This window comes from Amycolatopsis sp. NPDC059235 (assembly GCF_042754125.1).
Lineage (GTDB): Bacteria > Actinomycetota > Actinomycetes > Mycobacteriales > Pseudonocardiaceae > Amycolatopsis > Amycolatopsis albidoflava.
Window position 1 is genome coordinate 74,442 of the sequence record NZ_JBHZAG010000033.1, and the last position, 13,045, is coordinate 87,486.

A 13,045-nucleotide genomic window follows, 5' to 3' on the forward strand; every position below is an offset into this window, starting at 1 on the left:
CAAGAGCGGAGGTTCGGATGGAGCCGGTTCGGCATGACGCGATGCGTGCGCGGAACCTCGAGCTGGTGCTCGGCGAGATCAGCCGCGGCGGCCCGCTGACCCGCGCCGCGCTGGCGGAGCTCACCGGGCTGACGAAATCGACAGTGTCCACTTTGGTCGGTTCGCTGGTGGACGCGGGCTTCCTGGCCGAGACCGCCGCGGTGCGGGCGGGAGAGCGCGGCCGGCCTGGCGTTGAGGTGTCGCTGAGCGGCGGGCGGATCGCGTCGCTGGGGCTTGAGGCCAATGTGGACTATCTCGCCGCGTGCGTCCTGGACCTGACCGGCACGGTCCGCCGGTCGGTCCGGATCGAGCGAGACAACCGTGGAGTGCTAGCGGAAACTGTGCTGGGGGCGGTGCGGGAGCTGGCTTCCGCGGAGTTGGCGGAGGCGCGCGAGCTGGGACTGACCGTCGCTGGGGCAGTGCTCGCGGTGTCCGGTCCGGTGCGGGACGGCGTGGTGCTGAGCGCGCCCAACCTGGGGTGGCGGAACGTTCCGGTCGAGCTGGAGCTGCCGGTCCCGGTTTCGGTGGACAACGAGGCCAACCTCGGCGCGCTGGGCGAGCTGTGGTTCGGTGCCGGAGCCGAGGATTTCCTTTATGTCTCCGGCGAAATCGGCATCGGCGCGGGACTGGTGGTGGACTCGCGGTTGTTCCGCGGCACCGGCGGAGAGCTGGGGCACGTACTGGTTTCCCCGTCCGGCCCGTCCTGTCGCTGCGGCGCGGTCGGCTGTTTGGAGACCTACGCCGGGCAGGAAGCGATGCTCACCGCGGCCGGAGTATCCACAGTGGACGCCTTCTCCAATGCGCTGAGCACGGGCGACGATGCGGCGCTGTCAGCCGTCGCGGCGGCGGGGGAGGCGCTGGGGCTGGCGCTGGCGTCGGCGGTCAATTTGGTCGACGTGGACCGCGTGGTGCTCGGCGGGGTGTTCGGGCCGCTGTTTCCCTGGCTGGCCCCCGCCGCGGAGGAGGTGCTGCGGGCGCGATTGACCGGCCTGCGCGGTTCGGTGCCGGTGCTGAACCCGTCCGCCCTCGGCGATTCCGCCGCGACGCTCGGTGCGGCAGGCCGGACGATCCATCACGTCTTGGCTGATCCGGGGCCGTTCCTCGCCCGCTAGCCCAGGTTCTCGGCAAGCAGAGTCACGACGTCGCGCCAGGCCCGCTCGGCGTGCCGCGCGTGATAGCCGACGCCGGGGACGAGCCTCTGTTTCGGGCCGACCGGCGGGTGGTGGAAGGCGTGCAGGGCGCCGCCGTAGACCGTCAGCTGCCAATCGACGCCCGCCGCCTGCATCTCGGCGGCGAACGCGTCCCGTTGCGCGGGCGCCATGATCGGGTCCTCCGAGCCGACGCCCGCCCACACCGGGCAGCGGATGTTCGCGGCCTCGCCCGGCCGTCCGGTGACCAGCCCGTTGACCGTGCCGATCGCGCGCAGATCGACGCCGGCGCGGCCGAGTTCCAGCACGATCGCGCCGCCGGTGCCGTAACCGATCCCGGCGATCCGGTTCGGGTCGGTCCGCGGTTCGGCGCGCAGCACGTCGAGCGCCGCGTAGCCGATGTCGCGCATCCGCTCGGGGTCGTCGAGCAGCGGCAGACAGCGGGCCAGCATCTCGTCGGGATCGGTGAACCAGCGGCCGCCGTGGATGTCGAAGGCCAGTGCGACATAACCCAGTTCGGCCAGTGCGTCGGCTCGGGCGCGCTGAAAGTCGTTGAGGCCGGTGCCTTCGGGCCCGATCAGGACCGCGGGCCGCGGGCCGGTGCCCGCGGGGAGCGCGAGGCGCCCGACCATGGTGAGTCCGTCGGCCTGGTACTCGACGGTGCGCGTCGTGACGGTCTCCATGAGAACCCACCGTAATGAGCACCGTGCCTCGGCGGGGTCCTGTTCACCGTCGGCGGACACGTCCATTCAGGTGACCCTCTCGCGGTGCTCTCAGAAACATGTTAGGAAAGCTTCCTAACTAAAGGAGGATCCGGATGCGCAAGACGATGGTGCTCACCGCGGCCGTGCTCGCGGTGGCCGGAGCGGTGCCCGCGGTCGCGATGGCCGGGGACGGTCCCGCCGCGGACTCCAGCGGCTGGCATCCGAAGGCGCGCAACATCGTCTACATCCAGGGCGACGGCATGGGCGCGGCGCAGCGGGAGTTCGTCCGGCTGGCGACGACCGGCCGCGCGGGCGACCTGGTGATGAACCGGCTCCCGGTCACCGGCATGGTGCACACCGACCCCGCCGACTCGGAAGAACTCGTCACCGACTCGGCCGCGGCGGCGACCGCGCTGGCCACCGGGCACAAGACGCGCAACGGCGCGGTCGGCCAGGACGCGCAGGGCCGTCGGCTGCTGACCGTCCTCGAACAGGCGAAACGCGCCGGGAAATCGACCGGTCTGGTCACGACCGCGCAGGTCACCGGTGCGTCGCCGGCCGCGTTCGCGTCGCACGTGCCTTCCCGCGACCTGCAGAGCGACATCGCCAAGCAGTACATCACCGAAAGCCGCCCGGAAGTCCTCCTCGGCGGCGGAGAGGACTGGTGGCTGCCGAAGGGCGATCCGGGTGCGTGGCCGGACAAGCCGGGCGAGGAAAGCCGCAGCACGCACGGCAATCTCATCGACCAGGCGAAGCGCTCCGGCTACACCTACGTGCGGAACGCCGGCGAACTCGCCGCGACCCGCGCGCCGCGGCTGCTCGGGCTGTTCGCGAACGAGGACATGGTCGACTACGGCCCGGACGGCAAGGGTGCGTACCAGCCGAAGGTCGCGCTGCCGGTGATGGCGCGGAAGGCGCTGGACACGCTTTCCGCGAACCCGCGCGGTTTCTTCCTGTTCCTGGAAGAAGAAGGCATCGACGGAATGTCCCACGAAAACAACGCCCACGGCGTCCTCGACGCGGGCCGCGCGCTCGACGCGGCTGTCTCCGAAGTGCTTCGCTTCACCCGCTCGCACCCGGACACCCTGGTCATCATCGGCGGCGACCACGAGACCGGCGGACTGGCCATTGAGGACACTGACGGTGCCCCCGAAGGCAACGAGGACGGTCCGTTTCCCGTTCCCGGCACCAAACTTTCGCTGACCGTCGACTGGACGACCGGCGACCACAGCGGCGTGCCGACCCCGGTCACCGCGACCGGCCCCGGCTCGGACCGGCTCGACGGAACGCTGGACAACACCGACGTCTACCGCGCGATGGTTTCCGCCGCGCACCTTTGACCCTCGTGTGTGGCAATCGCGGTTCTCACCGGGATCGCCGCTCACGAGGCCAGATTCGTGACCCCGTCGTAGTCGCCGAGAGCGGCTTCTCCGGTGACGTCGTACTCCAGCAGCACCAACCCGCTGGGCGTCGCTTCGTGGTGGGTGAGCCGTAACCCGGTCGCCGACCCCGGATGCGGGAATTGCGGACGTCCCGCGCCAAGCACTGTCGGCGTCATGGTCAACCGGACTTTGTCCACGACTCCGGCGGACAGCAACGTGCTTCCGAGCCGGGCGCTGCCGTGAATCTGCAGCTCCCGGCCCGGCCGCTCCTTGAGCTTCTGGACTGCGGCCACCGGATCGCCGCGCAACACCGTGGTCGGCGCCCAGCCGCCGGTTTCGATCGTGTTCGACACGACGTACTTCGGCAGTGAATTCATCCGCTCGGCGAACGGATCGTCCGGATCGTCGACGGCGGGCCAATCCCGGGCGAACGAGGTGTAGGTACGGCGGCCGAACAACAACCCGTCGGCGAGGTCCAGCCACTCGGAGGCGCGCCGGACGAAGCTCTGGTCGAGGTGCGGGACGAACCAGCCGCCGCGGGAGAACCCGTCGCTGGTGTCCTCTGTGGACGATCCAGGCCCTTGGCTGACGCCGTCGAGGGTGACGAACGCCGTGATCGTGACCCGCATCAGGAACCGCTTTCCGCTACTCGTGCGAGCTGGGCGGTGACCGTGCCCCATCCGTCCGCGAATCCGAGATCGGCGTGCCGTTCCCGGGCCGCTGGATCCCCGTGCCGAACGACGACGCGATAGTCCGTGCCGTCCGGATGATCGCGGAGAACGACCTCCGCCGTCATCGCGACCGGCTGCGGCCTCGCCGGCCGCCAGCCGCTGTCGAGCGCGTTCGTAAAAACGATCCGCTCATAGTCCTCCACGACGAGGAAGCACGCGTCGAGATGCGGGACGAAGGTGTCGCCGTCCTCGCTCATCCGCGTGACGAACGCACCCCCAGCGCGCACGTCCAGTTCGTCGACGCGACACCAAAGCGGCTCGGGAATCCACCACCGCGCGAGGCTGGCCGGGTCGGTCCAGGCGTCCCAGACGCGCTTGCGGGGCGCGCGGATGACGCGGTCGAGGGAAAGATCGAGGTCGGGATTCACGGCTGGTCCTCCTGGCTGGTAACGAATCGCTCGAGCCGGTCGGTGCGCCCGGCCCAGACCCGCCGCTGCTCGGCAAGCCAGTCCTCGACGAGCGCGAACCGCTCGCGGTTCAGCTCGCAGGTCCGCACCCGCCCGGACTTCACGGTGCGGATCAGTCCGTGCGACTCGAGCATCCGCACGTGCTTCATGAAGGAGGGCAAGGTCATCGGCGCCTCGCCCGCGAGGTCGCCCACGCTTGCCGGCCCCCGCCCGAGCCGCCGCACGACCGCCCGCCGAGTCGGATCGGCGAGGGCGGCGAAGACCCCGTCGAGGGTGGTCGAATACTGAGCCATGGAGCTAAGTATTGCGGGTGCGGATAGTTAGCGCAAGGGCTAAGTGTTGGGAGGGGTGACGCGGTGGATTGCGCTCGGGTTCGGCGAGCATGGCCTTCGCTTGATCTGCGCGGGCTGGTCGAAGAGCGCGTCGCTGGCCGTGTGACGGATGAGGGCCGGACATCTGCTGGGAGAGCTGGACTGGCGGCGGACGGGCGCGAAGATCGGCTGGGGCTGACCGCGGTCGCCGAGGGCCCCGGTGAGCTGCCCGCCTCAACCCGTCGAACGCTGGCAGCCCGGCAGTCCGCGCACACAAAACCGCGTTTCAGCGGGTAAAAGAAGTGGCAACCGAGGGAGTCGAACCCTGCGCGGCTTGTGAAGGCGGCGCTCCTGACCGGCCCTGACCCTTCGGCGGGCGACGGCTGCCTGGCTTGTGGATACCCATTCCAACGTCCGCCCCCGCACCGGAATTCCCGCTTCACCCGAACGGGGGCGGCCTGGCAGGCTGGGCGCATGGACGATCTTCTCCTCCGCCGGGTCCGGGTCGGGTTGCAGGGGCCGCTCGCCGACGTCCGCGTGCGCGACGGCGTCGTGTCGGCCGTCGGGGAACCGGGCGCTGGGGCCGGGTTCGCCGCGCGCGTGCTTGACGGGCATGGCGGCACGCTCCTGCCCGGGCTGGTCGACGCGCACGCGCATCTGGTCCAGTGGGCGGGTTTCCGCAGGCGCATCCCGCTGGACGGCGCGCAGTCCGCCGTGGGAGCGGTCGAGCTGCTGATGGAGAAACTGCTCGACGCTCCGGCGCGGGAACTCGTCGTCGGAGTCGGGTTCCGGGACGGGCTTTGGCCGGATAAGCCGCACAAGGATCTGCTGCAGCGGGCGCTCCCCGGCCGCGCGGTGGCGTTGTTCAGCGCGGATCTGCATACGCTGTGGCTCAGCCCGGCGGCGTTGAAGCTCATCGGGCGAGAGCATCCGACCGGCGTGCTGCTGGAGAACGACTGCATGAGCGCGACTGCCGCGTTGCCCTCCGCGCCGGTCGAGGTTCAGGACGGTTGGGTCGCGGACGCGCTGACGGCCGCGGCCAAGCGGGGCGTGACGTCGGTCGTTGATTACGAATACGCGGACACGGTGGCGGATTGGACTCGTCGGGCAGCCACCGCGAAACCGGCGACAAGGGTTTCCTGTGTCATCGCCCGGTATCTGCTGGACGAGACCATCCAAAGAGGACACCGAACCGGCGACGTGCTGGCAACGGGCGAAGGGTTGCTCACGGTCGGCCCGTTCAAGCTGTTCGTCGACGGATCGCTCAACACTCGCACTGCTTACTGCCACGAGGCGTACCCGGGATCCGGCGAGAAGGGGTTGCTGGAGCTGCCGCCGGAGGAACTGGTGCCGTTGATGCGCCGCGCGCACGAACACGGGTTGACTCCGGCGGTGCACGCGATCGGTGACCACGCCAACACCATCGCGCTCGACGCGTTCGCTGAGATCGGCTGTCCGGGCCGGATCGAACACGCTCAGTTGCTGCGGCCCGAGGACGTGCCGAGGTTCGCCGCGCTCGGGCTGGTCGCGAGTGTGCAGCCCGCGCACCAGCCCGACGACCGCGACGTCGCCGACCGGCACTGGCACGGTCGCACCGAGCGTGCGTATGCCTATCGCGCCTTGCTGGAATCCGGTGCCCGGCTGGAACTCGGCTCGGACGCGCCGGTCGCGCCGCTGGATCCGTGGGACGGGATCGCCGCCGCGGTCGGGCGGACTGACGACGAGCGGGAACCGTGGCATCCGGAACAAGCCATCCCGCTCGCGGACGCGTTGGCGGCGTCCTCGGGCGGCCGCCGCGGCGTCCAGGTCGGCGATGTGGCTGATCTGGTGCTGACGGCGGCTGACCCGAGTGGACTGTCCACAAAGGAGCTTCGGGAGATGCCGGTGTCGGCGACGATCGTGGCGGGGCGGCCGACGTACTTGGCGTAGCTCACTTCCCGTGTGGGTCTGCGGCGTTGAGCGTCGCCACAACCTGGTGGTAGTCGCCCCGGGCTTCGCCGTGGCGGAGGAATTTGACGTTCTCAACCTGGATTTCAGTGGCGTCCGGCTGCGTTTCGAGCAACTCCAGGACCTCGGCGACGAAAGTGTCCAGCGGCATCGCGAACTCGCTCTCTTCCTGCCCGGGGAGAAGAGCGGTGCGCACGGACGGCGGCTCCAACTCGATGACCCTCACCGAGGTGTCGGCCAACTGCAGCCGCAGCGATTCGCTGAGCATGTGGATCGCGGCCTTGGACGCGTTGTAGCTCGGCGTGGCTTTCAGCGGCGCGAAGGCGAGTCCGGACGAGACGGTGAGGATGGTGGCGTCCGGACGGGTCTGCAGGTGCTCGACGAACGCGGCGATGAGCCGGATCGGGCCGAGGACGTTGGTGGTCACGGTCGCTTCCGCGCTGTCCACAAAGGACTCCGGGTGGTGCCAGTCCTCGACGCGCATGATGCCCGCCATCGGCACGAGCACGTTGAGCTCCGGATGCTTCGCGAGCACCTCCTTCGCCGCGGCTTCGATGCTCGCCGGGTCGGTGGTGTCGATCTGGACAGTGTCGAGACCGGGGTTGTCGGCGGCGATCCGCGTGAGCAGTTCTGTCCGCCGGCCGCCGACGATGACGGTGTTGCCCTTCGCCTGCAGTTCGCGAGCGAGGGCCAGGCCGATGCCGCTGGTCGAGCCGGGGATGAAGACGGTGTTTCCGGTGATGTTCATGCCACTGAGTCTCGGTGGATCGGACCAGCGGCGGCAGAGACCGCATATCGGGGGATCGGCGATCCCTGGCTGGCGCGCGCGGCCGAGCCGATACTGGACACATGGATCGAGCTGAGCTGGCGGTTTTCCTCCGCAGCCGTCGCGAGGGGCTGCGGCCCGAAGACGTGGGGCTGCCCGCGGGCGCGCGGCGGCGGACGACCGGGTTGCGGCGCGAGGAGGTCGCGGCGCTGGCGGCGATGTCCACCGACTATTACACCCGGCTGGAGCAGCAGCGCGGACCGCAGCCGAGCGAGCAGATGCTGGCCGCGCTGGCCAGAGCCCTGCGGCTGACCGACGACGAGCGCGACTACCTGTTCCATCTCGCGGGCCGTACCGCGCCGTCCCCGATTGTGGCGGCGACGCACGTCGCGCCGGCGTTGCTGCGGGTGCTCGACCGGCTGTCGGACACTCCCGCGCTCATCCTGTCGAACCTCGGCGAGGTGCTGGTGCAAAACCGGTTCGCGGAGGCGCTGTACGGCGACCGGTCGCAGTACACCGGGCTGGCGCGCAGCGAGATCTACCGGTGGTTCACGAACCCGGACGAGCGGCTGGTCTATCCCGAACACGACCGGGACCGGCAGAGCCGCGCGCTGGTGGCGAATCTCCGGGTGGTGCACGGGTCGATGGGGCCGCGATCGCGCGCGGGCGAGCTGGTGCGCGCGTTGACTCGCGAGAGCCGCGAGTTCGCGCGGCTGTGGGACGAACATCAAGTGGCCAAACGGTTTGAGGACCACAAGGTGCTCGTGCATCCGCAGCTGGGGGAGATCGAGGTGGACTGCCAGGTGCTGTTCACCGAGGACCAGTCGCAGGCGTTGCTGGTGCTGACCGCGCCGCCGCGCAGCGAGGCGTTCGAGAAGATCCAGCTGCTGGGCGTGCTGGGGAACGAGCAGTTCGCGGGCTAGCTAGGGCATCAGCGCGGAAGCGGGCCGGTGTAGGAGTCGCGGGCCTTCTCGACGGTCGGCAGGTGTTCGTCCGTCCAGTTCGCGAGCGCGGCGAACACCGGCGACAGACTCCGGCCGAGCTCAGTGATCTCGTACTCGACGCGCGGCGGCACTTCGGCGTAGTAGCGCCGCTCCACCAGTCCGTCCCGCTCAAGCTGGCGAAGCCGTTGTGTGAGGACCTTCCCGGTGGCGCCGAGCCGTCGCTCCAACTCGACGAAGCGCACCGGACCGGATTGGCTGAGCGTCCACAGGATCGGGGTCGTCCACCGGCTGAACAGCAGGTCGACGGCCGGGCTGATCCGGCACGCGGCGAGCGGATCGGCCGTGGTGCGCTCGGTGGTGGTCATGCGGCTCCAATACTTTCCCTGGGGAACCTACTGTACGGCGGCTTTTAGCCTCGCTGTGTCGCTTTCGACCCCTAGCTGAGGAGCAAGTCATGATCGTCGTCACTGGTGCCACGGGCAACGTAGGCCGCCTGCTTGTCGAGTCCCTAACCGGAGCCGGCCACGCCGTGACCGCGGTGTCCCGCAGGGTGAGCTCCCCGCCGCCTTCGCTGCCCGGCGTCACCCCGATGGTCGCGGATCTGGCTGACGCGGACAGCCTGGTCCCGGCGCTGAAGGGCGCGGACGCCCTGTTTCTGCTGGTCTCCGGCGCGGGAGCACACGTCGACGGGGAAGCCGTCCTGCGGGCTGCCGTCGACGCTGGTGTCACCCGGGTCGTCCTGCAGTCGTCACAGGCCGCCGGTACTCGGCCCGGAGCGGTTTCGCACGCGCCGCTGGCCGCGTTGGAGGAGGCGGTCCGGTCGTCCGGTCTGGAGTGGACGGTCATCCGTCCCGGCGGGTTCACGACCAACACCTTTGCGTGGATCCCGTCGATTCGGGCGCAGCGCAAGGTTTTCTCTCCGTTTGGCGACGTCGCGCTCCCTGCCGTGGATCCGCTCGACATTGCTGAAGTCGCTGCTGCCGCACTGACTGGACGCGGTCACGCGAGCAAGACCTATGTCCTCACCGGGCCGGAGGCGACGAGTCCGCGGCAGCGCGCGGAGATCCTCGGCGCTGCGCTCGGCGAGCCGCTGGAATTTGTCGAACTCGGCCGTGCGCAGGCCCGGGAGCAAATGCTGCAGCAGATGCCGGAGCCGGTCGCCGACGGCACACTCGCCATCCTCGGCGAGCCCACGCCGGAGGAGCTACGCGTCAGCTCCGACGTCGAGGTGGTGCTGGGCCGTCCGGCGACGTCGTTCGCTTCGTGGGCCAGCCGTAACGCCGATGCGTTCCGGTGATCAGAAATCGCGGGAGTGGAGGAGGGATCGCACGCCGAGCTGTCGACGGGGTTCGTGGCGGACGAGCCCGTCGACGATCACGGCGACCCCGATCCACGTCGCCCCGGCGTCGGCGACCAGGGCTTGCGCGGCGAAGGCTTGGCCGCCGGTGTCGATCCAGTCGTCCACCAGCAGCGCGCGATCGCCCGCCCGCAGCAGACGGCGGCTGAAGCCGAGCCTCAGGTGACGGTCCTGGTAATCCGGCGGCGAGGTGCGCTGGAGCCACCGGTCCGAATCGCAGGCCGGGTAGCGGTTTTTGCGCACCTCGACGAAGCCCGCGCCGAGTTCGACCGCGACCAGCGGCCCGAGCAGCGACCCGCGGGATTCGGGGCCCAGTACGACATTCGGCCGTTCGTCGGCGAACAACCCGGCGAGCGCCGGCCCGAGTTCCCGCAGCAGTTCGGGCGTACGCCACCATCCCGTCGGGTCGGGGAAACGGTGGCGGTCCGTCCGGTCCCCGAGCACGACGGTGGCCTCGCGGATCCGGTCCGCCACGGTGCTCGTACGCATGCGTCGATGGTCGCAGCGGCGTTTGCCCGAAGCGAGCGATTTACGGCTTCCGCGCCGCTCCGGCGAGAATCACCGAATGCGCCGGCGTCAGGAACTCCACCTGCGGCGCGCCCTCGCCGGATTCCTCCGGATGCCACGACGGCGTCCAGGTGAGCCCCGGCTCCAGCATCTCGAACGGCCCGAACAGCGCCTGGATCTCCTCGCGCGACCGCCAGATCACCGGGCTGCTCGACCGGTCGTAGAGCTGCTTCAGCTCGACCAGCCCGGCGTCCACGTCGGAGGGAACGCCCTGGTCGGTGATGTGCGAGATGGCGAGGAACGAGCCGGGGGCGAGGAGATCGCGGTACTGCGCGACGATGGACGGGCCGAGGTCTTCGGTGCCGCCGCTGTCCTCGGCGGGCGGCTGCTGGACGTGCAGCACCGCGATCAGCAGCAGCGCGAGCGGTTTCTCGACGTCGATCACGCCGGTCGCGGCGATCTGCTCCCACAGCCGCTTCGGATCGCGCATGTCGGCGTGGATCACCGCGTGCCGGTCGAGGTCGCCCGCCTCGCGCAGCAGGGTTTCCGAATGCGCGACGGCGACCGGTTCGTAGTCGACGTAGCAGACGTGGCTCTCGCCCGGCGCGAGTTCGTCGGCGACCTGGTGCGCGTGGCCCATGGTCGGCACGCCGGAGCCGATGTCGACGAACTGGCGGACGCCCTTTTTCACCAGGTGCCGCACGAGCCGGTGCAGGAACAGCCGGTTGGCCTTCGCGATCGGGCGGATCAGCGGGAACTCGCGGATCACCTCGTCGGCGAAGTCCCGGTCGATCGTCCAGTTCGTGGTGCCGCCGAGGTAGTAGTCGTACACCCGCGCGACGCTCGGGTGGTCGAGATCGACCCCGGGAGGCGGGAAGGGTTCGTCGGCCACCGGTGGCTGTTCCTTTCGTTCGGGACTGCGGTCAGCGGGCGGGCGGAGCGCAGCGGCTCGCCCATTCCTTGAGGTACTGCAGGGACAGATCGCGCGACAGGGTGGCGGCGAGCTGGGCTTCCCACGATTCCTCGTAGGAGGCGAACTCGTCCTGGCCCTGCGCCACGGTGATCAGCTTGACCTTGCTTTCCTGGTAAGCGAAATCGGGAAGGTCGGGGTGGCCGAAGCGGAGGATGGTGAAGTCCTCGTCCGGGTAGGCGGCCGCGTCCCGCGGGAGGATCCGGACCTCGGCGAACGGGTGGGTTTCGACGATCCGGATCATGTGCTCGAGCTGATCGGTGGCGATGCTGGCCTTGGTGCCGTAGACGAGCTTCTCGATGCAGCTGTACTCCATCATGAAGATCGCCCGCGGGCCGGGGCAGGCGTCGAAAAGCCGTTGCCGCGCCTTGCGTTCGGCGACCCGGTCGGTGACCCGCTCCTGGCGGCTGGCCTGGAACTGCGCGAGCATGTAGTACTCCGATTGGAGCAGCCCCGGGATGCGGTTTCCGGTCCAGCTGAGGATTTCCGCAGCGGCCTGCTCGCGTTCGAGGATCTCGCGGAACCACTGCGGCGTGATCATCCTCCGCTCGGCCCGGCGCGCGGAAGGATCGTTGGCCTGGTTGAGTTCCCGCAGCTGATCGGCCTCGGCGGGCGGGATGTCCAGCACCTCGATGATCCGCTCGAGGTCGTCGGGCCGGGTGCCCGCCTTGCCGCATTCGATTTTCTGGATCTTGGGCTGCTTGCAGCCGATCCCGTCGGCGAGGTCGACCTGGGTCAGCCCGCGCTCGGTGCGCCACTTGAGGATCCGGGAGCCCAGCCGGGAACGCTGGGTCCGCAGGGAGGGCGGCGGTTGCCGGATCGGCGAGGTCACCAGGGGCTCCGTCATTTCGTCCAGGGGCCGATGTGAGAACCTCCGATGATAATGCGCCGACCCGGCGGACAATACTCCGGGTCGGCGCCTTTTTCGCAAGGTTCCTTGCGGCCGGACGGCGGTTTCGGCAGGGCGGGATTGTCGTCGTGCCTGGTCAGCCGTCGAATTCCCCGCGCCGCACGGCGGCGACGAACTCGGTCCACTCGCCCCGGTCGAAGACCAGCACGGGGGAGCTGTCGATCTTGCTGTCCCGCACCCCGACGAGCCCGTGGGCGGCCAGGTTGACCTCGACGCAGTTGCCGGAATTCGGCCCGCAGGCGGCGGGTTTCCGCCAGGCGTGGTCGGGGAATTTCGCCCCCGGGCCCGCCGCCGGAAGGCGATGCGCCGCGGCCGGGTGCGCGTGCCGGTGCTCGTGCGGGTCGTGCGGGTCGAAGGTGTCCACTGCAACCCCTCGTTTTCTTGTTTTCGGTTCGGGTAATGGAATATTCCGCGATGCACGGAATGTGTTCGGAATATTCCTGAGGGTAGTGGGCCGGTGGATCATTCGCGCTGTGCTTCGGGGATTTCACCTGAATGGACACTTCTCGTGCATTGGGGGGTGCTTTCGCACGTGCAATGTGTAATTTGTTTTGCGGATTTCGTTGATGGTTGGGGTGGGGGTTGCTTTTTTCGTGGTTGTTCGGGGGTGGGGAGCGAGCAGGGGTGTCTGCAGTTGATAACACCTGTTGAGCGGTTGATTAGGCGGGCTGTTCGGTGCTGTTTCGGTTGCGCCGCTTGCGATGCGGCTATCCGACGCGATGAGCACCGGCGGCTGCGGTTGGGGTGGCTGCGGCTCGGATCGGGTCGGCTCGGCTGGGGGCGCGGGCTTCGCCGGTGTGTTGCGGATCTGGGTATCGGGGCGACACTCTCTGGGCTGGGCTGGGCTGGGCTGGGCTGGGCTGGGCTGGGCTGGGCTGGGCTGGGCTGGGCTGGGCTGGGCAGGGCAGAGACGAGCGGAGCT

General features: G+C 69.4%; 15 protein-coding genes. 5 read left to right on the forward strand and 10 right to left on the reverse strand.

All coding sequences use genetic code 11. The annotated features are described in order from the left end of the window. Positions 1–17: 17 nt before the first annotated feature. Positions 18–1,151 carry an ROK family protein gene (locus ACFXI3_RS22315; protein WP_378401804.1) on the forward strand — a complete coding sequence of 378 codons (1,134 nt, stop codon included), beginning with the start codon at positions 18–20 and terminating at the stop codon, positions 1,149–1,151. Here ACFXI3_RS22315 and ACFXI3_RS22320 read toward each other — a convergent pair. Beyond that, entirely contained in the window at positions 1,148–1,870 is a 723-nt protein-coding gene (locus tag ACFXI3_RS22320; protein ID WP_378401806.1) for a dienelactone hydrolase family protein, read from the reverse strand. The two genes, ACFXI3_RS22315 and ACFXI3_RS22320, sit on opposite strands and share 4 nt — an antisense overlap. Before the next feature lie 134 nt (positions 1,871–2,004). On the opposite strand from ACFXI3_RS22320, the gene ACFXI3_RS22325 reads away from it, so the two are divergent. Next, on the forward strand, positions 2,005–3,231 hold the full coding sequence (locus ACFXI3_RS22325) for an alkaline phosphatase (protein ID WP_378401808.1): 1,227 nt from the start codon (positions 2,005–2,007) through the stop codon (positions 3,229–3,231). A gap of 41 nt (positions 3,232–3,272) precedes the next feature. Here the strand turns inward: ACFXI3_RS22325 and ACFXI3_RS22330 are convergent, their stop codons facing one another. From ACFXI3_RS22330 to ACFXI3_RS22340, 3 genes are read right to left on the reverse strand one after another with little or no spacing between them, the layout of a single operon-like run. Then, entirely contained in the window at positions 3,273–3,902 is a 630-nt protein-coding gene (locus ACFXI3_RS22330) for a dihydrofolate reductase family protein (protein WP_378401810.1), read from the reverse strand. Then, on the reverse strand, positions 3,902–4,372 hold the full coding sequence (locus ACFXI3_RS22335; protein WP_378401812.1) for an SRPBCC domain-containing protein: 471 nt from the start codon (positions 4,370–4,372) through the stop codon (positions 3,902–3,904). Before ACFXI3_RS22335 ends, ACFXI3_RS22330 begins: the two co-directional genes overlap by 1 nt. Next, positions 4,369–4,704: an ArsR/SmtB family transcription factor gene (locus tag ACFXI3_RS22340; RefSeq protein WP_378401814.1), complete on the reverse strand. Its 336-nt coding sequence runs from the start codon at positions 4,702–4,704 to the stop codon at positions 4,369–4,371. Before ACFXI3_RS22340 ends, ACFXI3_RS22335 begins: the two co-directional genes overlap by 4 nt. A 492-nt stretch (positions 4,705–5,196) precedes the next feature. Between ACFXI3_RS22340 and ACFXI3_RS22345 the strand changes: the two genes are divergently transcribed. Further along, positions 5,197–6,651: an amidohydrolase gene (locus tag ACFXI3_RS22345; protein WP_378401816.1), complete on the forward strand. Its 1,455-nt coding sequence runs from the start codon at positions 5,197–5,199 to the stop codon at positions 6,649–6,651. Position 6,652: 1 nt separating this feature from the next. On the opposite strand, the gene ACFXI3_RS22350 is transcribed toward ACFXI3_RS22345, so the two are convergent. Next, positions 6,653–7,417, reverse strand: a complete 765-nt coding sequence (locus tag ACFXI3_RS22350) for an SDR family oxidoreductase (RefSeq protein WP_378401818.1) — start codon at positions 7,415–7,417, stop codon at positions 6,653–6,655. Between the two features lie 101 nt (positions 7,418–7,518). On the opposite strand from ACFXI3_RS22350, the gene ACFXI3_RS22355 reads away from it, so the two are divergent. Next, the gene (locus ACFXI3_RS22355; RefSeq protein ID WP_378401820.1) at positions 7,519–8,358 is read left to right on the forward strand and encodes a helix-turn-helix transcriptional regulator; all 840 of its coding nucleotides are present in this window, start codon (positions 7,519–7,521) and stop codon (positions 8,356–8,358) included. Between the two features lie 8 nt (positions 8,359–8,366). On the opposite strand, the gene ACFXI3_RS22360 is transcribed toward ACFXI3_RS22355, so the two are convergent. Continuing rightward, entirely contained in the window at positions 8,367–8,744 is a 378-nt protein-coding gene (locus ACFXI3_RS22360; protein ID WP_378401822.1) for a winged helix-turn-helix transcriptional regulator, read from the reverse strand. Between the two features lie 89 nt (positions 8,745–8,833). On the opposite strand from ACFXI3_RS22360, the gene ACFXI3_RS22365 reads away from it, so the two are divergent. Further along, positions 8,834–9,676 (forward strand): NAD(P)H-binding protein, encoded by an 843-nt coding sequence (locus ACFXI3_RS22365; RefSeq protein WP_378401824.1) that lies wholly within the window; start codon positions 8,834–8,836, stop codon positions 9,674–9,676. On the opposite strand, the gene ACFXI3_RS22370 is transcribed toward ACFXI3_RS22365, so the two are convergent. The 4 genes from ACFXI3_RS22370 to ACFXI3_RS22385 all read right to left on the reverse strand — a co-directional run bounded on the left by ACFXI3_RS22370 (position 9,677) and on the right by ACFXI3_RS22385 (position 12,487). Then, on the reverse strand, positions 9,677–10,225 hold the full coding sequence (locus ACFXI3_RS22370; protein ID WP_344283595.1) for a phosphoribosyltransferase family protein: 549 nt from the start codon (positions 10,223–10,225) through the stop codon (positions 9,677–9,679). A gap of 40 nt (positions 10,226–10,265) precedes the next feature. Beyond that, positions 10,266–11,135, reverse strand: a complete 870-nt coding sequence (locus ACFXI3_RS22375) for an SAM-dependent methyltransferase (protein WP_344283598.1) — start codon at positions 11,133–11,135, stop codon at positions 10,266–10,268. A gap of 31 nt (positions 11,136–11,166) precedes the next feature. Beyond that, on the reverse strand, positions 11,167–12,060 hold the full coding sequence (locus ACFXI3_RS22380) for a helix-turn-helix transcriptional regulator (protein ID WP_350564592.1): 894 nt from the start codon (positions 12,058–12,060) through the stop codon (positions 11,167–11,169). A 139-nt stretch (positions 12,061–12,199) separates the two neighbouring features. Further along, positions 12,200–12,487 carry a DUF397 domain-containing protein gene (locus ACFXI3_RS22385; protein WP_378401827.1) on the reverse strand — a complete coding sequence of 96 codons (288 nt, stop codon included), beginning with the start codon at positions 12,485–12,487 and terminating at the stop codon, positions 12,200–12,202. Positions 12,488–13,045: the final 558 nt, after the last annotated feature.